Below are 23,438 nucleotides of genomic sequence, written 5' to 3'. Positions count from 1 at the left end.
ACAAGGCGACAGACCAAGCCAACAACCAAAAAGACGAAACGCGAAATACGAGCGCCATCAGATGCTGCAAAAAAATAGGCTCCCGAAGGAGCCTGGATGCGGAGTGGGTAAAATCAACCCTTACAGCTTGAAGGGAGGTACTTCGATTCCAAAAGAGCAGTAATCGAACTTATGGCATTGATCGGAGCCGCATTACAGACCCACGTGACTTGCCCATTGGGCTGCGCGGTACCGACAAACTGCACGCCCTTGCCAGTAAGCTTGCTCTCATTCGTGCCATTGCCAGCCACCACGATCGTACCCGTGGTCGTCGCCGCGCTGACGTAGCCGACGCCAGTCACGAATTTGGACGCCTGCGTTTCAACAGGATTGCTGGCGGTCGGAGGGAAACCGGAGCCGCTTTGCACAGCCTCCGCCAGAGTTGTTTTCGCGGAAGACCCGGCCAAAATCAACTCGGATACCTTCGCCCGCACGGTGTAATCCTGATAAGCCGGCAACGCAACGGCCGCCAAGATGCCGATGATCGCGACCACGATCATCAGTTCGATCAGGGTAAAACCCTTTTGGATTGAACGCTTCATTCACAAACTCCTAGTGATGGGAAAGACGGCACCGACAGCGCGTGCACTTCGCTGTCTCTGCAGGTTGCATGCCAAGCCGCAGCGCTAATGAAGTTCACGCACCCACGGGCACTTTTCCACGGCGGCCGGCCTTTGCACGCCATGCGCGGCATGCAAAACGAACATTTTTGACTGCCACGCCCGACATTTTTGTCAGCTCGGCCTGGCGCACTACCTTGATGGCACCACCCAAATCCCATCGCCATAATCCACCCGCACCCTACCCCCCCGGACTGCCCACCACCCGCCGCCTAACCATGGCCCTGCCCCCTGCCCAATTCCTGCTGGCCTGCTTCGCCACCCTCGCAAGTGCATCAGCCAGCGCCGCTACGCTGCAGGTGCAGACGCAAGACGCGGCCGGCAAGCCCCTGGCCGGTGCCGTCGTGTTCCTCGAATCGGCTCAGGCCAAGGCCGCATCCAAACCCCTGGCGGCCGCCGAGATCGCGCAGTTCAACAAAGAGTTCGCGCCGCTCGTCAACGTGGTCACGGTTGGCACGTCGGTGACCTTTCCCAACCGCGACACGGTGCGCCACCACGTCTACTCGTTCGCACCGGTCAAGTTCGAGCTGAAGCTCTACATCGGCACGCCCGCCGCGCCAGTGGTGTTCGACAAGCCCGGCATCGCGGTGCTGGGCTGCAACATCCACGACACGATGGCGGCCTGGGTCGTGATCGTGGAGACGCCCTACTTCGGCCGCAGCGGCGCCGACGGCAAACTGGCGCTGAACGACGTGCCTGCGGGCAACTACCGACTGCGCATCTGGCACCAGAACCTGCCGGTTGGCGCGCCGCCCACCGACCAGGCGCTGAGCCTGGCCTCGGCCGGCGGCGCGGTCACGGTGAAGGTTCCGGGCCTGGAGCCTTGAGAGGCCATCGCTTGAGCCCACACACGCCCCGGCAAGCGCAGCTCAGTGCGCCAGCGCCGATGGGCGGGCTCTTGCCCTGCGGGCCGCGGCCCTCATGAAACGCCTGACGTGGTGGCACTGGCCGCGCAGCGCCATCGCCGACTGGCGGCTGTCCACGCGCATCCTGGTGCCGTCGCTGGCGCTGCTGCTGCTGGTGCAGGGCGCAGTGTTCCTGGTGGTGCGCGGCAGCATCGAGCGCAATGCCCGCGCGCAGATCGACCAGGAGCTGCGCGTGGGCGAGCGTGTGTGGCGCCGCCTGTTGGAGCAGAACGCGCAGAACCTGCGGCAGGGCGCAGCGCTGCTGGCAGCGGATTACGCCTTTCGCGACGCAGTGGGTTCGGGCGACCTGGAGACCATCCGCTCGGCGCTGGACAACCACGGCGCACGCATCGGCGCTGACGTGACGGCCTTGCTCGACACGCGCCTGTGGCTGCGGGCGCTCAGCGACACGCCCGATGCGATCGCCATCGCGCCGGTGCTGCAGGCCCTGGGCAGCAGCCTGTCGCGCAGTGAGAACAGCACGCAGGTGGCGCTGGTCGGCACCACCCCTTACCAGTTCGTGATGGTGCCGATGCGCGCGCCGCTGATCGTCGGCTGGGTGGTGATGGGCTTCCCGCTGACGGCGGGCCTGGCCGAGGACATGCGCCAGCTGTCGGGCGTGCACGTGGCGCTGCTGACCCAAGCGCCGGGCGCGGCGCAACCGCAACTGGGCATCAGCACGCTCAGCCCGGCACAGCTGCAGGCGCTGCAGGCCGGCGGCCTGGCGCAGACGGAGGTTGCGATCGACGGCGACACCATGGTGCTGCGCAGCGTGGACCTGCGCGCCGGCAATGGCGAGGTGCGCACGCTGCTGCTGCGTTCGCTGAACGAGGTGACGGCGCCGTTCTCGCAGATCCAGGCGGTGCTGGCCGTCATCACGGCGCTGGGGCTCTTGCTGTTCACGCTGGGCAGCGTGGTCACAGCGCAGCGCGTGACGACGCCGCTGCGCTCGTTGCTACAAGCGGCCGAGCGGCTGGGCCGCGGCCAGTACGAGCAGCGCATGCAGCACATCGAGCGGCGCGACGAGATCGGCGAGCTGGCCAATGCGTTCGACCGCATGCGGCAGAACATTGCGCTCAGCCAGAACGAGATCCGCCAGCTGGCGTATTGGGACCGGTTGACGCGGCTGCCCAACCGCATGCGATTTCGCGACGCGGTGCGCGAGGCGATTGCCGCGCGCCAGGCTGAGCCCGGCAACAGAGCGCCGCTGGCCGTGGTGGTGCTGAACCTGGACCGCTTCAAGCACGTCAACGACGTGCTGGGCTACGCCATGGGCGACCGGCTGCTCAAGGCCGTGGCCGAACGCCTGTTGCTCCGCATGCAGCACATCGGCGGCCTGCTGGCACGCATGGGTGGCGACCAGTTCGCCGTGCTGCTGCCCGCTGCCGATGCGGCGCGCGCCGTGGTGGTGGCGCAGCAGCTGGGCGAGTCCTTCGTGCAGCCGATGACGTTCGACGACCAGACGGTGGACCTGTCTGCCTCCAGCGGCATCGCCTGCTGGCCCGAGCATGCCGAAGACGTGGACGCGTTGCTGAGCCGGGCCGAGGTGGCGATGTACGCGGCCAAGAGCCGCACGACGGCGGTCCAGCTGTACGACCAGGCGCTGGACTCGACCAGCGCGCAGACGCTGTCGCTGCTGTCCGAGTTGCGCCACGCGGTGGAACACTACGAGCTGCGCCTGTTCCTGCAGCCCAAGATCGCGCTGGCCGACCGTCAGGTGGTGGGCGCCGAAGCGCTGATCCGCTGGGAGCACCCGCAGCGCGGCATGGTGCGGCCGGACGACTTCATTCCGTTTGCCGAGCAGACCGGCTTCGTGCGCCAGTTGACGCTGTGGATGATCGAGGAGGTGGCGCGGCAGTGGACGGCGCTGCAGCCTGCCGACGGCCTGCTGCGGATGTCGGTCAACCTGTCTACGCGCGACCTGATGGACCAGGAGTTGCCGGCCAAGCTGATGCAGCGGCTGACGCCGCACGGCGTGTTGCCCAACGGCTTGTGCCTGGAGATCACCGAGAGCGCCATCATGGACGACCCGCAGCGCGCCGAGGTCACGCTGAACCGGTTGGCCGAGCTGGGCTTCAAGCTGTCGATCGACGATTTCGGCACCGGCTATTCGTCGCTGGCTTACCTCAAGCGGCTGCCGGTGGACGAGATGAAGATCGACAAGTCGTTCGTGATGGCCATGGAGCGCGACCCGGACGACGCCAAGATCGTGCGCTCCACCATCGACCTGGCGCACAACCTGGGCCTGTCGGTGGTGGCCGAGGGCGTGGAGACGGCTGCCATTTGGGACTTGCTGCGCGAGCTGCAGTGCGACGAAGCGCAGGGCTACCACATGGGGCGGCCGGTGCCGGCGCTGGCGTTTGCCGCCTGGCGCGAGCGTTGGAACGCGGAGACGGTGGGCGCCTGACGGGGCGACGGGCCGGCCGGGCCCTTGAAATCAACCGGCGCGCGTGGCCGGCGGGTGTGCCGTCAGCGGCTGCTGGTGCCCGTCAGCGGTTGCCGTAGGGCCGGGGAGCGCCGGGCCCGGGGCCGCTGCGCGTGTCCAGGTGGCGGAACGTGATGCGGCCCTTGGTCAGATCATAGGGAGACAGCTCGAGCGACACGTTGTCGCCCGCCAGGATGCGGATGCGGTGCTTGCGCATCTTGCCGCCGGTGTAGGCGACGAGCGAGTGGCCGTTCTCCAGCGTTACACGAAAGCGCGAGTCGGGGAGCACTTCCTCGACCTTGCCACGCATCTCAATCAACTCTTCCTTGCTCATGCAGTCTCCTTGCGGAATGAATGGGCGCACAGCCTTCCAGGGGCCGGCGCAAAAAACGCTGTCACACACCACCGGCGGACCAATGCCGGGAAAAAGGTCGCGGGCCACGGCTCACCGGTCGTGCGCGCGGCTGTTTCTTTCGCTTGACCACCGCGCGGACGGTGGGAGCCGGTCGCGCGGTGCGGCGCTGCTCGGGTGGGGCAAACGCCTGTCAGACGACAGCCGCAGCGCCACAGTGAGCACGTCGCGGCAAAACGCGCAAGTGTACCTGTCAGAGCTGCAGGGAATTGCGGCTGGATGGGGCCGCCAGCGCCGCGTGCAGGGGCTTTGCGCGCCCCTGGCGTAGACTGCCCGCGCCCCGCCAGCCCCAGGCCGCATCCCATGAACGATCCCCGTCCCCCAGCCCCCCCCATCCGCCGCATTCCCAAGGCCACGGTGCCGCAGGCCGCCGCCGAGCCGACGCGGCTGAACAAGCGCATGGCTGAGATGGGGCTGTGTTCGCGGCGCGAGGCCGATGACTGGATCGACAAGGGCTGGGTGCGTGTGAACGGCGCGCTGGCCGTCACCGGCCAGAAGGTGACGACGCAGGACCAGATCAGCGTGGAGCGCGCGGCCGAGGGCCACCAGGCGCGGCAGGTCACCGTGCTGATGCACAAGCCGATGGGCTTCGTCAGCGGCCAGGCCGAGGATGGCCACGAGCCGGCCGTCACCCTGTTCACGGCACGCAACCGCTGGGCCGAAGACCGGGCGCCGATGCGCTTCGACCATGCGCAGCTGCGCGGCCTGGCGCCCGCGGGCCGGCTGGACATCGATTCGGTAGGCCTGTTGGTGCTGACGCAGGACGGCCGCGTGGCGCGCCAGCTGATCGGCGAAGACGCCGGGATGGAGAAGGAATACCTGGTGCGCGTGCAGTTGGGCGAGCGCACGCTCGACGTGCGCTCTGCATTCCCGGCGCCCCAGCTGGCGCGGCTGCGCCATGGCCTGTCGCTGGACGGCAAGCCGCTGAAGCCGGCCGTGGTCGAGTGGGAGAACGCCGAGCAGCTGCGCTTCGTGCTGGTGGAAGGCAAGAAGCGCCAGATCCGCCGCATGTGCGAGCAGGTCGGCCTCAAAGTGGTGGGCCTCAAGCGCATCCGCATGGGCCGCGTCGTACTGGGGCGGCTGCCCGCGGGCCAATGGCGGTACCTGGCCCCCGGTGAGAGCTTCTGACGGTACTGGCGGTTAACGTCTCCATGGGACGTTATATCGCGCCGGACCGCTCCCACGAGAGATATTATTGACCCACGCTGAGTGTTCGCCATCCTTTTTTGGAGGCGCCTGTTGACGTGCTGGAGAGTCGTGAAGTGGAATTCCCCATCCCGCTGCCCGTCGAGCGCGCCATCCAAAAGCTGGGCAGCGACATCTCGCTGGCCCGTCGACGGCGCCACATTTCGCAAGCGTCGTTGGCCGAACGCATGGGCGCCTCCCTGTCCACCGTGCGGCGCATGGAGAAGGGTGATGGCCGCGTGCCCCTGCACTTTTTTGCCCGCGCGCTGCATGTCTTCGGCGAGATTCAGGCGCTGGCGCAATGGCTGGACACGGCGAACGACGACATTGGCCTGACGCTGATGGACCAGCAGTTGCCCAAACGCGTGCGAACCAGGCGCGCTGGATCGGGAGCCTTGTGACCCCTGGTGCTGCGCCCCAGCAGCGGGCGGTGCAGCTGTGCATCGGCAAGGCGGGCACGCCCATCGCCGCCCTGCTGTATGTGCAGCAGGGCCGGCGCGAGCACAGTACGTTGGCCTATGGGGACGCCTGGCTGGCGACCCCGGAGCGGTTCACCGTGTCGGCTGACTTGCAACTGGCGCCAGGCCACCAGCCACACAAAGCGGCGTCGCCGCACGATTCGGTGTTCCATGGCGCCATCGCCGACACGGCCCCGGATGCCTGGGGTCGGCGCGTCATTGCCCGCGCCCACGCGAAGCGCCGCAAGGACGAACCGCAGTTGCCGGCGCTCAGCGAGATGGACTACCTGCTCGCCGTCGACGACCTCAGCCGGGTCGGCGCGCTGCGTCTGCGCGACGCCGATGGACACTGGCACCGCACGCCCGAAGCCGGCCGCCGCAGCACACCACCACTGATCGAACTGCAACGCGTGTACCAGGCCAGCCACGCGCTGGAGCGTGGGCAGGAGACAGCCGAGGACTTGCGCTATCTGCAGGGCCGCGGCACCTCGCTGGGCGGCATGCGCCCCAAGTGCACGATGGTGGATGAGGACGGCTGGCTCGCGATTGGCAAGTTTCCGAGCGTGGCCGACACGCGCAGCGTGACACGCGGCGAGGTGTTGGCGCTGCGACTCGCGGCGCAAGCGGGCATCGAGGCCGCAACCGCGCGCGTCGTGCTGTTGGGCGATGTGCCGGTGTCCGTCATTCGCCGTTTCGACCGCGATGGGGTTGATGGCCGAATTCCTTACCAGTCGGCCGCATCCCTGCTGCAGGCCTCGCGCGAGGAAGATCGCAGCTACGCCGAGATCGCGGACGCAATTCGCACCCATGGCCACGCGCCCACGCAGGACGTGCAGCAGCTATGGCGCCGGCTTGTGTTCAATCTGCTGATCACCAATGTGGACGACCACCTGCAGAACCACGGCTTTCTGCACGTGGGGCGGGGTCTGTGGCGTTTGGCACCAGCCTTTGACATCAACCCGTTTCCAGACAAAGACCGGGAATCCAAGACTTGGCTGTCCGAGCAGGACGGGCCGATCACCGACGTGCGCATGTTGCTGGGCCGGGCGACCTATTTCGCGCTCGACGCGCAGCATGCGCAGCGCGTACTGACCGAGGTGCACGCCGCCGTGTCGGACTGGCGCCGGATGGCACTCAGCCCGCAAGTGGGGCTGAGGGCGGCGGAATTGGACGAGTTCGCGCCGGCCTTCGAGCATGCGCAGATGGAAGAGGCCGCCGCGCTGCTGGGGCGCTAGCGGCCTCCCATCGGGGACCTCAATCGTCGCTGAGCACCGCCTGGTAGATCAGGGCGCCGATGATGGCGCCGACGATCGGTGCCACCCAGAACAGCCACAGATCACCCATGGCGCCGGTCTGCGCGAACAGGGCCGGGCCGGTGCTGCGCGCCGGGTTCACGGACGTGTTGGACACCGGGATGGACACCAGGTGGATCAGCGTCAGGCACAGGCCGATGGAGATGCCGGCAAAGCCACCCTGCGCGCGCTTGGCAGTGCTGCCCAGGATGACCAGCAGGAACACGGCGGTCAGCACCACCTCGCAAATCAGCACGGCCACCATGCTGTACTTGCCGGGCGAGTTCGCGCCGAAGCCGTTGCTGGCAAAGCCGCCGACCTCGAAGCCGGGCTTGCCGGTGGCGATCATGTACAGCACCCAGGCAGCGACGATGGCGCCCAGCACCTGCGCGATGACGTAGCCGGGCAACTCTGCCCAGCGAAAACGCCCGGCCACTGCCAGGCCGACCGAGACGGCCGGGTTGAAGTGGCCACCCGAGATCGGGCCAAACGCGTAGGCGCCGGTCAATACCGTGAGGCCGAAGGCAAACGACACGCCCAAGAGCCCGATGCCGACCTCGGGAAACCCAGCCGCGAGCACGGCGCTGCCGCAGCCGCCCAGCGTGAGCCAGAAGGTGCCAAGGAACTCGGCGGTCCACTTTTTGATGTTGCTGTCCATGTTTGTTGATCTCTCTTGTGTCGATGGTGGAGTACGGTCGCAGGTGACGAGCCGGCCGGTCGGAATTGTCTGCACGCCCTTGTGTGAACTTATTACAAGGTGCGCAAACTTGTAACCAGTTGGCACAGAGCGACTAAATTTTTCACGACTTGAAGGTTTTCGTGCCCGCCCATAATTGGGGACTGTGCCGTGCATCACGCGCGACAGCCCATTTTTTGATGTTGAACGGACGATGACCAAACAAACACTTTCCTTCCAGGCCGAGGTTGCCCAGCTGCTGCACCTCGTCACGCACGCGCTGTATTCCAACCCTGAGATCTTTCTGCGTGAGCTGGTCTCCAATGCCTCGGACGCCTGCGACAAGCTGCGCTTCGAGGCGTTGAACGACGGCAAGCTGTACGAGGACGCGCCCAACCTAGAAGTCCGCGTGAGCTTCGACAAGGCGGCCAAGACGCTGACCATCACCGACAACGGCATCGGCCTGTCAGAGGAAGAAGCCATCGCCAACCTGGGCACCATCGCCAAGAGCGGCACCAAGGAGTTCATGGGCAAGCTGTCGGGCGACCAGAAGGTCGACGCGCAGCTGATCGGCCAGTTCGGTGTGGGCTTCTACTCGGGCTTCATCGTGGCCGACAAGATCACCGTCGAATCGCGACGCGCCGGCCTGCCGGCCGAGCAGGGCGTGCGCTGGACGAGCGGTGGCACCGGCGACTTCGAAGTGGAGGCCATCACCCGCGCCACACGCGGCACCAGCGTCACGCTGCACCTGCGCCCTGAGGCCGAGGAATACCTCAGCAGCTGGAAGCTCAAGTCCGTCATCGGCAAATACTCCGACCACATCTCCCTGCCCATCCTGATGCGCAAGGAAGAGTGGAAGGAAGGCGAGGACAACAAGGGCGGTGACATGGTGCTCACCGACGAGTGGGAGACCGTCAACAAGGCCACGGCCCTGTGGTCGCGCCCCAAGAAGGACGTGACCGCCGACGAGTACAACGAGTTCTACAAGCAGATCAGCTACGACCACGAGGCCCCACTGGCCTACACGCACAACCGCGTGGAAGGCAGCACCGAGTACACGCAGCTGCTGTATGTGCCCTCCAAGGCGCCGATGGACCTGTGGAACCGCGACAAGAAGGGCGGGCTGAAGCTCTACGTCAAGCGCGTGTTCATCATGGACGAGGCCGAGGCGCTGCTGCCCAGCTACCTGCGTTTTGTCAAGGGTGTGGTCGATTCAGCCGACCTGCCGCTGAACGTCAGCCGTGAGCTGCTGCAAGAGAGCCGCGACGTGCGCGCCATCCGCGACGGCTGCACCAAGCGCGTGCTGTCGATGCTGGAAGACCTGGCCAAGAAGCAGAAGACCGTGCCCGAAAGCGGTGAGGGCAAGATCGATATTGGCTCCGGCGAATCCGTACCGGCACCCGAGCCGACCGAGGCGTTGAACGACGGGGGCAACGTGAGCGATGTGAGCGACGTGGTCGACAAGACCACGACGACGGCGGCCGATGCCTCGGCCCAGCACGCCGACGAGTCGGACAAGTACGCGCGCTTCTACGCCGAGTTCGGCTCGGTGCTGAAAGAAGGCCTGGGCGAAGACTTCGCCAACCGCGAGCGCCTGGCCAAGCTGCTGCGCTTTGCCAGCACGCAGTCCGACGCCGTGACCGTTTCCTTCGCCGACTACAAGAGCCGCATGAAGGAAGGCCAGGAGGCCATCTACTACATCACCGCCGACAGCCTGCCCGCCGCCAAGAACAGCCCGCAGCTGGAAGTCTTCAAGAAGAAGGGCATCGAAGTGCTCTTGATGACCGACCGCGTGGACGAGTGGGCGCTGAACTACCTGAACGAGTTCGACGGCACGCCGCTGCAGTCGGTCGCCAAGGGCGCGGTCGATCTGGGCAAGCTGCAGGACGAGGACGAGAAGAAGGCTGCGGAAGAAGCCGCCGAAACCTTCAAGCCGCTGCTGGCCAAGCTCAAGGAAGCGCTGAAGGACAAAGCCGAAGACGTGCGCGTGACGACCCGTCTGGTCGATTCGCCCGCCTGCCTGGTGGTGCAGGACGACGGCATGAGCACGCAGCTGGCCCGCATGCTGAAACAGGCCGGCCAGCAGGCGCCGGCCGTCAAGCCGGTGCTGGAGGTGAACGCCGAGCACGCGCTGGTGAAGAAGCTGGACGGCTCGGTGCACTTCCACGATCTGGCGCACATCCTGTTCGACCAGGCGCTGCTGGCCGAAGGCGGGCTGCCGGAAGACCCTGCCGCCTACGTGCGCCGTGTGAACGCCTTGCTCGTCTGAGAGTCCAAGCTGCCATGACCACCTCGCCCCTGCTCCGCACCTCTCGCGCCCTTGCGGCGCTGGCCACCGCTGCCCTGCTGGGCGGCTGCGCGGCGGGCGTGGGAATCGGCATCCCGATCTTCCCCGGCGTTTCGCTCGGCGTGGGCGTCGGGTCGGGCGGCTTCAACCTCGGCGTGGGCACCGGCGTCGGCCCGGTTGGCGTGGGCGTGGGCGTCAACCAGCGCGGCCAGGTCTCCGCCGGGGCGGGTGTGGGCGTCAGCACTGGCATTGGCGGCGGCGCCAGCGTGGGCGCGGGGGTAGGCACCGGCACGGTGATCTACGACCCGCATGATCCCCGGCACAACAAGCCGGGCAGCACCGACCCGCGCTAGCCGAAGCCTGCCGCCTGCGCGCCCAAGTGCGTCAGGCGGAGTGCTTTGCCTGCGCGCGCCGTCGCGCAGAGCGCCATGGTGCCACCACTACACGACCAGCGGCTGCTGCGCCATCGCTTCGACCTGCTCCTGCAGCATGACGACCTGGCCCTGCCAGTAGTCGCTGCTGCCGAACCACGGGAAATTGGCCGGAAACGTCGGGTCGGCCCAGCGCCGCGCCAGCCAGGCGCTGTAGTGGATCAGCCGCAGCGTGCGCAGCGGCTCGATCAACGCCAGTTCTCGCCGGTCGAACGCGCGGAACTGCTCGTAGCCATCGAGCAGGCCGGACAGCTGCAGCGTACGCTGTCGGCGGTCGCCTGAGAGCAGCATCCACAAGTCCTGCACCGCCGGGCCGGTGCGCGCGTCGTCCAGGTCCACGAAATGCGGGCCGCCGCCGGGGCGGTCGGTCGGCGTCCACAGGATGTTGCCGGGGTGGCAGTCGCCATGCAGGCGCAGCAGCGCGATGCCGGTGTCGGCCTGCGCCAGAGGGCCATCGGCAATGGCCTGCAGCGCCAGTGTGCAGGCTTTGTCCCAATCGGCCTGCACGTCCAGCGGCACCATGTCGTGGCCCAGCAGCCAGTCATGCGAGGCGGTGCCGAAGCTGGCCAGATCGAGCGCCGGGCGTTCCACGAAGGGGCGTGCCGCGCCCACGGTGTGGATGCGCGCGAGAAAGCGTCCGATCCACTCCAGCACCTCGAAATCGTCGAGCTCGGGCGGGCGGCCCCCACGGCGCGGGCAGACGGAAAAGTAGAACGCGTCGAAGCGATGCAGCGTGGCACCACCGATGACCAGCGGGCCCACGGCCGGGATCTCGGCAGCGGCCAATTCGGTGCCGAAGGCGTGTTCTTCCAGGATCTGCGCCTCGCTCCAGCGGCCGGGCCGGTAGAACTTGGCGACCACCACCTCGGGCACGCCCTCGGGCGGGTCTTGCAGGTGCACCTGGTAGACGCGGTTCTCGTAAGAGCTGAGCGCCATCAGCCGGCCGTCGCCGACCAGACCGATGGTGTCCAGCGCGTCGAGCACGCGGTCGGGCGTCAGGGCTTCGTAGGGGTGGCGGGCGCTGTCGCCGAAAAGGGAATCAGGGTGCATCCCCGATTGTGGCGCGCGGGGCCGGAATCATCCGTTCTGCACCACGCGGCGTCCCCACCGTACGCACAAGCTTGGGGCCATGTGATTCCGATGGCCGCAGAGCAGGCCAAGCCAGGGCACCCGCGGAACTGGCTCTGCCAGGCCGCTGGGTGGCCTGGCAGGCCGCGCTGGGCCAGTGGCCCAGCCCCTCGCCGGCACAAGCGGTCCACTGGACCTTTTTGTGTCCGGGCTCGGCCCCCTTCGCGCAGCGGAAGGGGGTTGGCGGAGCGTGCAGCGCGCAGCCTGGGGGTTGGTTGTTTACACCAGGGTGATCTCGACCGGGATGTTGCCGCGCGTGGCGTTCGAGTAAGGGCACACGCCGTGGGCGGCGTCGACCAGGGCCTGGGCGGCTTCGCGCTCCATGCCGGGCAGCGAGACCTTCAGGCGCACCGCGATGCCATAGCCATGGGACGTGGGGCCGAGGTCGACTTCAGCGTCGACGGCCACGCCATCGGGCACGGCGATCTTCTTCATGCCGCCCACGGCCTTCATGGCACCGATGAAGCAGGCCGAGTAGCCGACGGCGAACAACTGCTCGGGGTTGGTGCCGGTGCCCGAGGTGCCGGGCGAGCTGAGGCTCACTTCGAGTCGACCGTCGGAGCTTTTGCCGGCGCCGTCGCGGCCGCCCGTGGTGTGTGATTGCGCGGTGTAGAGAACCTTGTCGAGGGTGGTGGTCATGGCATCGTCCTTGAAGTGGTGCTTCGCAATGAAGCGGGGGTTGGGAAACAGAAAACGAAAAGCGAGAACTGCGGCGGCGCCCTACCCGGCGAGCCGCTGACGCAGCGTACGCACCTGCTGTGTCAGTGCCTGCACCTCGCCCAGCGAGCACTGCGAGGCCGCCAGCACGCAGCCGGGGATGCGCGCCGCGCGGGCCTTGAGCTTGCGCCCATCGGCCGTGAGCGACAGGTGCACGCGCCGCTCATCCTGCACATCGCGGATGCGGGCGACCAGACCGGCCGACTCGAGCCGCTTGAGCAAGGGCGTCAGCGTGCCGGAATCGAGGAACAGGCGCTCGCCCAGCTCGGAGACGGACAGGCCGTCACGCTCCCATAAGGCCAGCATGGCGAGGTATTGCGGGTAGGTGAGGCCCAGGTCTTCGAGCAGGGGCTTGTACAGCTTGGTCATCGCCAGCGAGGCCGAATACAGCGCGAAGCACAGCTGGTGGTCCAGCTGCAGCGCCTTGTCGTTCGCGATGGTGCGGGGGGAAGCCATGGCGCAATTGTAGTTCGCAATTCAATTGCGTGCAACTTAATTGTGAGCGTTTGAAACGGCCGGCGCTGTGCCTCAGCCGCGGCCAGCGCCCGTTGTCAGCCCGCCTCGACCAGCGCCAGCAGCCGTTGCAAGGCGTGCTGCACGGTGGCCGCGCGCACGGCGGCGCGGTCGCCCGGAAAACGCTGCACCTGCGTGTGCACACGCCCCGCCACGGCCCAGCCGAACCAGACCATGCCCACCGGCTTGTCGGCGCTGCCGCCGGCCGGGCCGGCCACGCCCGTCACCGCCACTGACACCTGGGCATGGGCGTGGGCCACGGCCCCCTGCGCCATGGCGCGTGCCACGGCTTCGCTGACGGCACCATGCTGCACGATCAACGCCGCGTCCACGCCTAGCAATTCGGTCTTGGCGGCGTTGGAATAGCTGACAAAGCCGCGCTCGAACCAGTCGCTGGAGCCAGCCAGATCGGTGCAGGCGCCGGCGATCAGGCCGCCGGTACAGCTCTCGGCGGTGGCCATCATCCAGCCCTTGTTGCGCAGTTGCGTGGCCAGGCGTGCCACGAGATCGGGGACGGCATCGTTCACCAGAAGAACCTCCACAGTGCCAGGACGAACAGCGTGCAGAACGCCGCCACCAGGTCATCGAACAATATGCCGAAGCCGCCACGCGCGCCCCAGCCCTTGAATGCCGTGTCGGCCCAGGCCACCGGCCCGGGCTTGGCGGCGTCGAAATAGCGGAACAGCGCAAACGCCGCCAGCTGCCCCCAGAACGTGAGCGGCATGGCCAGCCACAGCACCAGCCAGAAGGCCACCACCTCGTCCCACACGATGGCGCCAGGGTCGGCCACACGCAGGTTGCGCGCGCACACCGTGCAGGCCCACCAGCCCAGCGGCAGCGACACCGCGATCAGCCAGCCGATCTGCGCCGTATCGAGCCAGGCCAGCAGCACCGCGTAGACCAGCCAGGCCCACAGCGTGCCCACCGTGCCGGGCGCCTTGGGCGACAGGCCCGCGCCGAAACCCAGCGCGATGCAGTGTGCCGGATGCGACAGCATGAAGCGCGCCGTGGGCCGCCGCGGCGCCCCCTGCGGCGCAGAATTCAGAGGAAGAACGGCGGGTTCGTGCGTCATGGAATGCCTGGATGGTAGCGGCGCACCTGCCGCCTATCATCGTCCCGCAAACGGCTGCCACACCACCACCATGCACGACTTCATCGCCCAACAATCCTTCGCCCGCATCGCCGACCTGATCGCTCGCCACGCGCAGCAGCAGCCCGGCCACGCGGCGCTGATCGACGCCACACAATCGCTGGACTACGCGGGCCTGGACCGCACGATGGACCAGGTGGCGCTGGCGCTGCAGCAGGCCGGCATCCAGCCCGGCGAGGCGATTGCCATCTGCGCGGCCAGCTCGGTGCCCTACGCCTGCGTGTTCCTGGGTGCGCTGCGCGCCGGTGTCGTCGTGGCGCCGCTGGCCCCTGGCTCCACCGCGCAGAGCCTGCTGCAGATGATCGACAACGCACAGGCCAGGCTGCTGTTCCTGGATGCCGCCACGGGCGAGACGATGGGCCCGGCCGGCCCCGGCGAGCCGCCGCGCATCGCGCTGGACGCCAGCGACGCAGGCCGGCCGCTGGCCGAGTGGCTGGCACCGGCCGGGCAGAAGCCGGCACCGGCCGAGGTCGATGGCCAGGCGCCGTTCAACATCATCTACTCCTCGGGAACCACGGGTGACCCCAAGGGCATCGTGCAGTCGCACGGCATGCGCTGGGCCCATGTGCAGCGTGGCGTGGGCTACGAGTACGGGCCGGGCACGGTCACGCTGCTGTCCACGCCGCTGTACTCCAACACCACGCTGGTGCTGTTCTTTCCGACGCTCGCGTTCGGCGGCACGCTGGTGCTGATGGCCAAGTTCAACGCCGCCGAATACCTGCGCCTGGCCCAGGCCCACCGGGTCACGCACACCATGCTGGTGCCGGTGCAGTACCAGCGCCTGTTGGCGCTGCCTGGCTTCGGTGACGCCGACCTGTCCAGCTTCCAGTTCAAGTTCTGCACCAGCGCGCCGTTCTCGGCCGCGATGAAGGCCGAAGTGCTCAAGCGCTGGCCCGGTGGCCTGATCGAGTTCTACGGCATGACCGAAGGCGGGGGCAGCTGCGTCCTGGAGGCCCACCTGCACCCCGACAAGTTGCACACCGTGGGCCGGCCTGCGCCGACCAGCGACATCCGCCTGATCGACGACGCCGGCCTCGAAGTGGCGCCCGGTGAAGCCGGCGAGGTGGTTGGCCATTCGCCCGGCATGATGACCGGCTACCACCGCAAGGACGACAAGACGCGCGAGGCCGAATGGTTCGACACCAGTGGCAAGCGCTTCATCCGCACCGGCGACATCGGCCGCTTCGACGCCGATGGCTTTCTGATCCTGTTCGACCGCAAGAAAGACATGATCATCTCGGGCGGCTTCAACATCTACCCGAGCGATCTGGAGGCCCTGCTGCGCGAGCACCCGGCGGTGCTGGAGGCCGCCGTGGTGGGCGTGCCGTCGGAGGCCTGGGGCGAGACGCCGGTGGCCTTCGTCGTGCCGCGCGAGGGCGAGCCGATCGAGGCCGGCGCGCTGAAGGACTGGGCCAACGAGCGCGTCGGCAAGACGCAGCGGTTGAGCGAGCTGGTGCTGGTCGACAGCCTGCCGCGCAGCGCCATCGGAAAAGTATTGAAACGCGAGCTGCGCGACCGCTGGGCGGCGCCACAGGGCTGATGGCCAGCGGGCCGGTGCGCGACCAGCACAAGGCCACGCTGGAGCGCGCCATCTTCCGCGAGTTCGCGCAGCGCTACCGCCACGACGTGGACCTGCGCTCGGTGGCCAGCGGCGACCCGAACGCGCGCGAGCCCGACATCCTGGCCAGCTCTACCGAGAGCGACGACCGCCTGGCCTTCGAACTGGTGCGACTGACCGAGCAGGACAGCCAGATGCTCGCGCGCCAGCTGCCGCGGCTGCTGCCGCCCGACGCCCTGCCGGCCCGGCTGCCGCCCGATTCGGCGTCGGTCGATGCCTTCTCGCGCAAGTTCAAGAAGGCCGAGTCCGGCCTGTACAACGGCGTGCACGCGCAAGACCTGGAACTGCTCGCTTGGTCCGACCACCTGGCCACGCCCTGGCCGCAGGTGCTGGCCAGCGCCGAGGCCTGGCTGACGCACTACGCCAGCGCCGGGCATTTCGCGATGGTCTGGCTGTGGCGCCGGCCCGACTTTCCGGGTGATCCGGGCCAGTCGGCCTGGGTCTGGTCGCGCGGCCGGGGGTTGCGGCGCTTCGGCTGAAGCACCGCCTTCTTCATCACAACGCAGCATGCCGGCGCGCCGCGCGGCTTGCATACTGGCCGCGCCGCCCAGTGCACGGGCGCTAAGGAACACCGGATGGACCTGCCCGTTGAACTGCCGCCGCGCCAGCTGATCGTTTGCTGCGACGGCACCAACAACAACCTGACCGGCGGCGCGTCGGACACCAACGTCGTCAAGCTGGCACAGCTGTTCGCAGGCTCGCCAGTGGATGCGGCGCAGACCCTGTTCTACGACCCCGGCGTGGGCAATGCCGGAGAGCTGCCCGGCGCCACGGTGATCGACAAATGGAACCGGCTGCGCGCACGCATCGCCGGACTGGCGTTCGGCCGCGGCGTCTACGAGAACGTGGCCGAGTGTTACCTGTTCCTGATGCGGCACTATCGCCCGGGCGATCAGATCTTCATCTTCGGCTTCTCGCGTGGTGCGTTCACGGCGCGCAGCCTGGCCGGGCTGGTGAACCTGTTCGGCGTGCTGCGGCCGCATGCGGACTCGATGGTCGAAACGCTGATCCACATCTACTTTTCCGACCGCGGGTCGGAAGCAGAAAAGTTCAAGCGCATCGCGGAGCAGGCTTCGGCCCTGCTGGCCGACGCACAATGCCGCAGGGTGGAGATGCAGTTTGTCGGGGTCTGGGACACGGTCGCCTCCGTCGGACTGTGGCCGTTCCACGAGCGCATCAGCGCCACGCCCACCATCGCCGGCAAGCGCTTTCGCAACGTGCGCCAGGCATTGGCGCTGGACGAGCACCGGGCGCAGTTCAAGCCGCGGCTGTATGCCGACGACAACGGCCACTACACGACAGAGGGCAAGCACCGCGCAACGCTGCAGCAGCTGTGGTTTCGCGGGTCGCACTGCGATGTGGGCGGCGGCTACGAGCCGGCTGCGACCGGCGTTTCGGACCAGGCCCTGGCCTGGATCGTCAGCCAGGCCGTGCAGTGCGGCCTGCGGCTGCGCGGCTGTGATGGCCCGCTGGACACCGAGGCCGCCGTGTTGCAAGCCGTGTCCAAGCTCCAACTGCCGCCCGGCGCCGAGCGTCCGCCGGCCCGGCCCCGGGTGGACGACATGCTGAACCGCACCTGCCTGTGGGCACTGACGGGCATGGCGGTGCGCAACACCATGCGGGTGGACATCCACCACAAGCCTGCGCGGTTCATCACGCCGGTAGAACACGCCAGCGTCAAAAACCCCGCGCTGCGCTACCCGGACGACACGGTCTGGAGCAAGCGGCGCAACCTCGCACAGCCGCTGCTGGCGGGCCTGCTGGCCGTGCTGCTGGCCAACCTCATCGGCTGGCTCCAGACACCCGCCCTGCCGCTGAAGGGCCTGGGCCAGAACATGATCCAGCTGTTCACCCAGGCGTGGACCCATCTGGCGCACAACCTGCAGTTCCAGTGCTGGCAGTTGACCTGGATGATGGAGGACCGGCTGGGTGCCGGCACGGCCCTGTTCGCCTCGCCGCGCTGGGCGCTGCTGCTGGACCTGCTGCTGATCGCCAGCTACGCGTACGTGCTGTCGTGGTTCGCGGTGGCCGGCTTCGCCCGGCGGGCCGGCTTGCGCCGCGCTGGCGACCCGGTGCCGGCGTGGTTGAACCTGCTGGGCTGGGCGCTGCCCGTAGCCGTGTTCGCCGATGTGCTGGAGAACCTGGCCACCTGGCTCACGCTGACCGCCTGGCATCTGGAACGGCCTTTCCTCGCGTGGTTCGCCGGCCTCTTCATGACACTCTTCGCAGCGGCCAAGATCATCGGGCTGGTGGGGACGCTGACGTTGGCGGCGGGCCGGCGTGCAACCACACTGGATGCCTAGAATGCGCAGAAATCTGTAGTCTCGATCAGGTGACCGATGAGGCGCTGCGCTTCATCAACGCCTTGCAATCGATGCCTGGTGTGGAGCGCCCAATGCTCGGCGCGGAATGGCCTGTGTTTCGAGAACTCTGCGCGACGAAGCAACTGGCCGCCAACCAGATCCCCGATGCGTGGCTCGCAGCGGCCGTGTTGCAACAAGGTGAACACCTGGTCAGCTTCAATGCCGACTTCAGGCGACTGCTGCCACGTTCGCAGTTCACTCGACTGACGGCGTAAGGCATTGCCCGGCGCACTGGCCGGCCGCAACGATCCCGGCGATCATCGCTGCGACTGGCCACAAGGAATCGACACGCATGGACAACAACACTTTCGACTACGACCTGCTGGTCCTCGGCGGCGGCAGCGGCGGCGTGCGCGCCGCGCGCATGGCGGCGCAGCGCGGGGCCCGTGTGGCCCTGGTGGAGGCCGCAGCGCTGGGCGGCACCTGTGTCAACGTGGGCTGCATACCCAAGAAGCTCTACAGCTACGCCGCCCACTACGGCTCGGCCTTCGACGAGGCCGCCGGCTTCGGCTGGGAGGTCAAGCCACCGCGCTTCGACTGGGGCACGCTCAAGACCAACCGCGCCAAAGAGATCGCACGGCTGAACGGCATCTATGGCGACCTGCTGAAAAGCGCGGGCGCCGAGATCGTCACCGGCTGGGGCCAGGTGGAAGACGCGCACACCTTGCGCGTGGGAGAGCGGCGCCTGCGCGGGCGGCACCTTCTCATTGCCACTGGTGGCACGCCCTTCATGCCAGATGTCGCCGGCAGCGAGTTGGCCGTCAGCTCCGACCAGATGTTCGACCTGGACCCGTTCCCCAAGCGCCTGGTGGTGGTGGGCGGCGGCTACATCGCCTGCGAGTTCGCCTCCATCTTCCGCAAGCTGGGCGCGAACGTGGTGCAGCTGCAGCGCGGTGGCCGCTTGCTGAGCGCGTTCGACGAGGACATCAGCCGCTTCCTGGCGTCCGAGATGGGCAAGACCGGCATCGACCTGCGGCTGAACGCACAGATCGAGCGCATCGCCCAGCGCCAGGGCGGGCTGCATCTGACGCTGGCCGACGGCACGCTGCTGGACGCCGATACCGTGCTGTTCGCCACCGGCCGCAAGCCCAACACCGCAGGCATCGGGCTGGAGGCAGCGGGCGTGCGCCGCGACGACAAAGGCCACATCGAGGTCGACCAGCAATACCGCAGCTCGGTGCCGTCGATCCACGCGCTGGGCGACGTGTCGACCCGCGTGCCATTGACGCCGGTGGCCACGGCCGAAGCCATGGCGCTGGTGGACCACCTGTTCGGCCCGCTCCCAGGCCGCCCCGCGCGCACCGTGTCCTACGACAACATCCCGACCGCGGTGTTCACGCATCCGCCGGTCGGCACCGTGGGCCTGACGGAGGCCGCCGCCCGCGCGCAGTACGGCGAGGTGCGCATCTTCCGGACAGAGTTCAAGCCGCTGCAGCACACCTTGTCGGGCAGCAGCGAACGGGTGCTGATGAAGCTGATCGTGGACGCCGCCAGCGACCGCGTGGTGGGCCTGCACATGGTCGGCCAGGAGGCCGGCGAGCTGGTGCAGGGCTTTGCCGTCGCATTGCGCGCCGGTGCCACCAAAGCGCAGTTCGACAGCACCATTGGCATCCACCCGACGGCGGCCGAAGAGTTTGTGACCATGCGCGAACCGGCGCCGCAGGATTGAGACGCCGGGTCAACGCCCCGTGAACTGCGGCGCGCGGCGAGCCTGCCACGCGGCCACGCCCTCGCGCAGATCGTCCGAGGCCAGCGTTTGCAGCACGGCGGCGCGCACGGCCTGCGCGTCGACTTCGCCGCGGGCAATCTGGTTCAAATGGCGCTTCATGTCCAACAGGGGCAGTGGGGCCATGGCGGCCAGCCGCGCGCACAGCGCATCGGCCTGCGCGTCGAGCTCGTCGGCGGCTGTCAGGTGCGTGAGGAAACCGCAGGCCTGCATGGCGGCGGCGTCCAGCTTCTCAGCCGTCAGAAACAGGCGTTTGGCCGTGTCCAGACCCAGCCGCGACACATAGCGCTGCAGGCCGCCGAGGTAGAAGTGCAGGCCCAGCCGCGCGGCCGGCATGAACATCTCGGTGGCCGGCGAGCCGATGCGAAAGTCACAGGCCAGCGCCATATCGGTCGCGCCGCCGTACACGCCGCCCTGCAGCACCGCGACGGTGACGGCGCGGCACTGCTCCAGTGCGTCCACCATGTCGCCGAAGCCCGCTCCCTCGGCCTGGCTGCCACCGACCTCGGCGATGTCGTAGCCCGCGCAAAAATACTTGCCGGTGCTGCGCAGCACCAGCACCAGCACGCCGTCGGCCTGGTCCACGGCCGCCACATGGGCGCGCAGCACCGGCAGATCTTCGGGCGCCAGCTTGTTGGCAGCCTGGGGGCGCTGCAGCGTGATGGTGGCAATCGGGCCGGCAATGGCGAGAGTGGGGGTCATTGGCAAGCAAGGGAATCAGGGGCGCCCAATATAAGCGGGGCCGTGCGCGGGCCGTGCGGCAGGGGCCCGCCCTGAAAGCAGGCACGGGCATTGCACAATGACCGCATGCCCTACCTGCCGCCCTTCATCGCACCGACCTTCTACACCGACCCGGCCGCCGCGCTGCAGCAGGTACAGCACATCTACGCCCAGCAGATCGACCACCTGCGCGCCGCCATGCAACGCTATGTGGCCGGTGACACGCCGCCTGGCCACGTGCGCGCCTGCTACCCCTTCGTGCGCTTGCATACCGAGACGCTGTCGCGTGCGAAAGTCGAGGACGAGCTGGACCGCCTGGCCTATGGGTTCGTGGCCGGCGCCGGCCGCTTCGAGACCACGCTGACGCGGCCCGACCTCTTCGGCAAGTACTACCTGGAGCAGTTCCGCCTGCTGCTGCAGAACCATCAGGTGCCGCTGGAAGTGGGCACCAGCACGCAACCCATTCCGGTGCATTTCTCGTTCGCCGAACACGACCACGTGGAAGGCAGCATGACGGCCGAGCGCCGCGGCCTGATGCGCGACGTCTTCGACCTGCCCGACCTGGCGGCCATGGACGACGGCATCGCCAACGGCACCTACGCGCCCAAGCCCGGCGAGCCGCAGCCGCTGTCACTGTTCACGGCGCCGCGCGTGGACTACTCGCTGCACCGGCTGCGCCACTACACGGGCACGGCGCCCGACTGGTTCCAGAACTTCGTGCTGTTCACCAACTACCAGTTCTACATCGACGAGTTCGTGCGCATGGGCCACGAGGCCATGGCCGATGAAAACAGCGAGTACATCGCCTTCGTCGAACCCGGCAACGTGGTCACGCGCCGCAAGGACTTGCCGCCGCAGGACATCGACGCCATGGGCGCCCTGCCCCCCAGGCTGCCGCAAATGCCGGCCTACCACTTGCTGCGCAGCGACCACACCGGCATCACCATGGTGAACATCGGCGTCGGCCCGGCCAACGCCAAGAACATCACCGACCACATCGCCGTGCTGCGCCCGCATGCCTGGATCATGCTGGGCCACTGCGCCGGCCTGCGCAACACGCAGCAGCTGGGCGACTACGTGCTGGCCCACGGCTATGTGCGCGAGGACCATGTGCTGGACGAAGAGCTGCCGCTGTGGGTGCCGATCCCGGCGCTGGCCGAAGTCCAGCTGGCACTGGAAAAGGCCGTGCGCGACGTCACCAAGCTCGAAGGCCCCGCGCTCAAAGGCGTGCTGCGCACCGGCACCGTGGCCAGCACCGACAACCGCAACTGGGAGCTGCTGCCCGACAACCGGGCCCAGCTGCGCTTCAGCCAGAGCCGCGCCGTGGCGCTGGACATGGAGAGCGCCACCATCGCGGCCAACGGCTTTCGCTTCCGCGTGCCCTATGGCACCTTGCTCTGCGTCTCCGACAAGCCGCTGCACGGCGAGATCAAGCTGCCCGGCATGGCCAACCACTTCTACCGCGAGCGTGTGGACCAGCACCTGCGCATCGGCATCCGCTCCGTGGAGCTGCTGCGCGCCCAGGGCATCGACGAACTGCACAGCCGCAAGCTGCGCAGCTTTGCAGAAGTCGCGTTTCAATAAGCTGACCGGACGCCCACGACAACGTGCAGATCGACATCCTCTCCCTGATCACCGTCGCGATGGTCAACCTGCTGGGCATCTCCATCGTGCTGCCGCTGATCATGGGGCGCCAGCTGACAAGCGCAGCGCGCAGTGCCCAGGCCGCGCTGCTGCTGCTGACCCTCGGTTGGACGGCGCTGACGCTGTCGGAGTACAGCTCCTCGTCGGTCCTGTCGGTGCTGGCCATGGCCTGCCTGTCGGGCTGCATGGTGGTGCTGCACCGGGCCTTGACCGGCTGGCTGGGCCCGCGCCCCGGCGGCCGCGCGCTGGTGGTGCTGGCCGTGCTGATGCCGCTGGGCTACGCGCTCGCCCATGCCAACTACCCGGTGCGCGTGGGCTGGTCCAACTTTCTGCTGGCCGCCATGCTGCTGCTGCTGGCACGTGCCACCACCGTTTCGCACCGCGACGCCGGCCGGCACTGGCGCATCGTGCTGCTGGTCTGCTTCGTGGTCATGGCCGTTCTGACGGGCGCGCGCGGCGTGCTCGGCGCGTTCTTCACCGATCAGTACCCGACGTTCCGCACACCCAACCCGGTCAACATCGCCGCGGCCCTGGCCATCAACATCGCCGTGGTGCTGGGCACGGTGGCCTTGCTGGTGGCCTGGCGCGACGAAGCCGAAGACCGGCTGCGCGCCATGGCCAACACCGACAGCCTGACCGGCCTGCCGAACCGCCGCGACTTCCACGCGCGTGCCGAAGCCCTGTTCGCCAACGCCAAGCGCTACCGCACGCCGCTGACCGCGCTGATGCTGGATCTGGACCATTTCAAGAACATCAACGACAGCCACGGCCACGACAAGGGCGACCAGGCGCTGCAGTTGTTTGCCAAGTTGCTCAGCCAGAACCGGCGCACCGGCGACCTGGCCGGCCGGCTCGGTGGCGAGGAGTTCTGTGTGTTGCTGCCCAATGCCCAGCGCAACACGGCCAGCGGATTCGACGAGCGGCTGCGGGCGCTGCTGGACGAGCAGGCCACGCAGCAGCTGGGCTTTGCGATCGGCTACAGCGCCGGTGTGGCCGCGCTGACCGACGGTGACGCGACACTGGCCGGCCTGTTGGCGCGTGCCGACGCGGCGCTGTACGAGGCCAAGCACGGCGGCCGCGCGCAGACGCTGATGGGCGCAAGCGGCACCGGTGACACGGTGATCTGACC

Annotated in this window: 22 protein-coding genes and 1 pseudogene; 14 read left to right on the top strand and 9 right to left on the bottom strand. The window is 67.9% G+C overall.

All coding sequences use genetic code 11. The features are described 5' to 3' along the window. Window positions 1–113: 113 nt before the first annotated feature. Complete coding sequence (locus tag AC099J_RS02210) at window positions 114–581, bottom strand: pilin (protein ID WP_479613562.1); 468 nt, start codon at window positions 579–581, stop codon at window positions 114–116. Between the two features lie 296 nt (window positions 582–877). On the opposite strand from AC099J_RS02210, the gene AC099J_RS02205 reads away from it, so the two are divergent. Beyond that, window positions 878–1,486 carry a methylamine utilization protein gene (locus AC099J_RS02205; RefSeq protein WP_479613561.1) on the top strand — a complete coding sequence of 203 codons (609 nt, stop codon included), beginning with the start codon at window positions 878–880 and terminating at the stop codon, window positions 1,484–1,486. Between the two features lie 94 nt (window positions 1,487–1,580). After that, a complete protein-coding gene (locus tag AC099J_RS02200; RefSeq protein WP_479613560.1) occupies window positions 1,581–3,971 on the top strand; it encodes a putative bifunctional diguanylate cyclase/phosphodiesterase in 2,391 nt (796 codons plus the stop codon). An 82-nt stretch (window positions 3,972–4,053) separates the two neighbouring features. Here AC099J_RS02200 and infA read toward each other — a convergent pair whose 3' ends face one another. Next, entirely contained in the window at window positions 4,054–4,323 is a 270-nt protein-coding gene (gene infA / locus AC099J_RS02195) for a translation initiation factor IF-1 (RefSeq protein ID WP_479613559.1), read from the bottom strand. 462 nt (window positions 4,324–4,785) lie between these two features. Between infA and AC099J_RS02190 the strand changes: the two are divergent. The 3 genes and pseudogenes from AC099J_RS02190 to AC099J_RS02180 form a co-directional block, all read left to right on the top strand. Next, a pseudogene (locus AC099J_RS02190) lies at window positions 4,786–5,529 on the top strand (pseudouridine synthase); the annotation flags it as partial. 134 nt (window positions 5,530–5,663) lie between these two features. Continuing rightward, complete coding sequence (locus AC099J_RS02185; RefSeq protein ID WP_479613558.1) at window positions 5,664–5,987, top strand: helix-turn-helix domain-containing protein; 324 nt, start codon at window positions 5,664–5,666, stop codon at window positions 5,985–5,987. After that, window positions 5,984–7,279, top strand: a complete 1,296-nt coding sequence (locus AC099J_RS02180; RefSeq protein ID WP_479613557.1) for a type II toxin-antitoxin system HipA family toxin — start codon at window positions 5,984–5,986, stop codon at window positions 7,277–7,279. The genes AC099J_RS02185 and AC099J_RS02180 overlap by 4 nt, the downstream gene beginning before the upstream one ends. 19 nt (window positions 7,280–7,298) lie before the next feature. Here AC099J_RS02180 and aqpZ read toward each other — a convergent pair whose 3' ends face one another. Continuing rightward, on the bottom strand, window positions 7,299–7,994 hold the full coding sequence (aqpZ, locus tag AC099J_RS02175) for an aquaporin Z (RefSeq protein WP_479613556.1): 696 nt from the start codon (window positions 7,992–7,994) through the stop codon (window positions 7,299–7,301). A gap of 232 nt (window positions 7,995–8,226) precedes the next feature. Here aqpZ and htpG point away from each other — a divergent pair, with 232 nt between their 5' ends. Beyond that, complete coding sequence (gene htpG / locus AC099J_RS02170) at window positions 8,227–10,281, top strand: molecular chaperone HtpG (protein WP_479613555.1); 2,055 nt, start codon at window positions 8,227–8,229, stop codon at window positions 10,279–10,281. A 14-nt stretch (window positions 10,282–10,295) separates the two neighbouring features. Continuing rightward, window positions 10,296–10,652, top strand: coding sequence for a hypothetical protein (locus AC099J_RS02165; protein ID WP_479613554.1), 357 nt, complete (start codon window positions 10,296–10,298; stop codon window positions 10,650–10,652). Window positions 10,653–10,739: 87 nt separating this feature from the next. On the opposite strand, the gene AC099J_RS02160 is transcribed toward AC099J_RS02165, so the two are convergent. The 5 genes from AC099J_RS02160 to AC099J_RS02140 form a co-directional block, all read right to left on the bottom strand. Then, window positions 10,740–11,780 (bottom strand): serine/threonine protein kinase, encoded by a 1,041-nt coding sequence (locus AC099J_RS02160; RefSeq protein ID WP_479613553.1) that lies wholly within the window; start codon window positions 11,778–11,780, stop codon window positions 10,740–10,742. A gap of 297 nt (window positions 11,781–12,077) precedes the next feature. Further along, window positions 12,078–12,497: an organic hydroperoxide resistance protein gene (locus AC099J_RS02155; RefSeq protein ID WP_479613552.1), complete on the bottom strand. Its 420-nt coding sequence runs from the start codon at window positions 12,495–12,497 to the stop codon at window positions 12,078–12,080. Window positions 12,498–12,578: 81 nt separating this feature from the next. Then, window positions 12,579–13,031, bottom strand: coding sequence for a MarR family winged helix-turn-helix transcriptional regulator (locus tag AC099J_RS02150; protein ID WP_479613551.1), 453 nt, complete (start codon window positions 13,029–13,031; stop codon window positions 12,579–12,581). Window positions 13,032–13,126: 95 nt separating this feature from the next. Continuing rightward, window positions 13,127–13,552 (bottom strand): CinA family protein, encoded by a 426-nt coding sequence (locus AC099J_RS02145; RefSeq protein WP_479613821.1) that lies wholly within the window; start codon window positions 13,550–13,552, stop codon window positions 13,127–13,129. A gap of 59 nt (window positions 13,553–13,611) precedes the next feature. Further along, window positions 13,612–14,160, bottom strand: a complete 549-nt coding sequence (locus AC099J_RS02140; protein WP_479613550.1) for a phosphatidylglycerophosphatase A family protein — start codon at window positions 14,158–14,160, stop codon at window positions 13,612–13,614. A gap of 70 nt (window positions 14,161–14,230) precedes the next feature. On the opposite strand from AC099J_RS02140, the gene AC099J_RS02135 reads away from it, so the two are divergent. The 5 genes from AC099J_RS02135 (at window position 14,231) to gorA (ending at window position 19,888) form a co-directional block, all read left to right on the top strand. Then, a complete protein-coding gene (locus AC099J_RS02135; RefSeq protein ID WP_479613549.1) occupies window positions 14,231–15,778 on the top strand; it encodes a class I adenylate-forming enzyme family protein in 1,548 nt (515 codons plus the stop codon). Beyond that, the gene (locus AC099J_RS02130) at window positions 15,778–16,335 is read left to right on the top strand and encodes a hypothetical protein (RefSeq protein WP_479613548.1); all 558 of its coding nucleotides are present in this window, start codon (window positions 15,778–15,780) and stop codon (window positions 16,333–16,335) included. Before AC099J_RS02135 ends, AC099J_RS02130 begins: the two co-directional genes overlap by 1 nt. 96 nt (window positions 16,336–16,431) lie before the next feature. Next, window positions 16,432–18,159 (top strand): DUF2235 domain-containing protein, encoded by a 1,728-nt coding sequence (locus AC099J_RS02125; protein ID WP_479613547.1) that lies wholly within the window; start codon window positions 16,432–16,434, stop codon window positions 18,157–18,159. Window positions 18,160–18,188: 29 nt separating this feature from the next. Next, entirely contained in the window at window positions 18,189–18,434 is a 246-nt protein-coding gene (locus AC099J_RS02120) for a PIN domain-containing protein (RefSeq protein ID WP_479613546.1), read from the top strand. Between the two features lie 77 nt (window positions 18,435–18,511). Then, the gene (gene gorA / locus AC099J_RS02115) at window positions 18,512–19,888 is read left to right on the top strand and encodes a glutathione-disulfide reductase (protein WP_479613545.1); all 1,377 of its coding nucleotides are present in this window, start codon (window positions 18,512–18,514) and stop codon (window positions 19,886–19,888) included. A 9-nt stretch (window positions 19,889–19,897) separates the two neighbouring features. Here gorA and AC099J_RS02110 read toward each other — a convergent pair whose 3' ends face one another. Next, window positions 19,898–20,647: an enoyl-CoA hydratase/isomerase family protein gene (locus AC099J_RS02110; protein ID WP_479613544.1), complete on the bottom strand. Its 750-nt coding sequence runs from the start codon at window positions 20,645–20,647 to the stop codon at window positions 19,898–19,900. Between the two features lie 105 nt (window positions 20,648–20,752). Between AC099J_RS02110 and AC099J_RS02105 the strand changes: the two genes are divergently transcribed. Beyond that, on the top strand, window positions 20,753–22,249 hold the full coding sequence (locus AC099J_RS02105; protein WP_479613543.1) for an AMP nucleosidase: 1,497 nt from the start codon (window positions 20,753–20,755) through the stop codon (window positions 22,247–22,249). A gap of 23 nt (window positions 22,250–22,272) precedes the next feature. Then, window positions 22,273–23,436 carry a GGDEF domain-containing protein gene (locus AC099J_RS02100; protein WP_479613542.1) on the top strand — a complete coding sequence of 388 codons (1,164 nt, stop codon included), beginning with the start codon at window positions 22,273–22,275 and terminating at the stop codon, window positions 23,434–23,436. Window positions 23,437–23,438: the final 2 nt, after the last annotated feature.

It is taken from the genome of Rhodoferax sp. RT4P68, assembly GCF_056521305.1.
The sequence above is the reverse complement of the archived record's forward strand: the minus strand, read 5'-3'. Positions and strand labels throughout refer to the sequence as shown.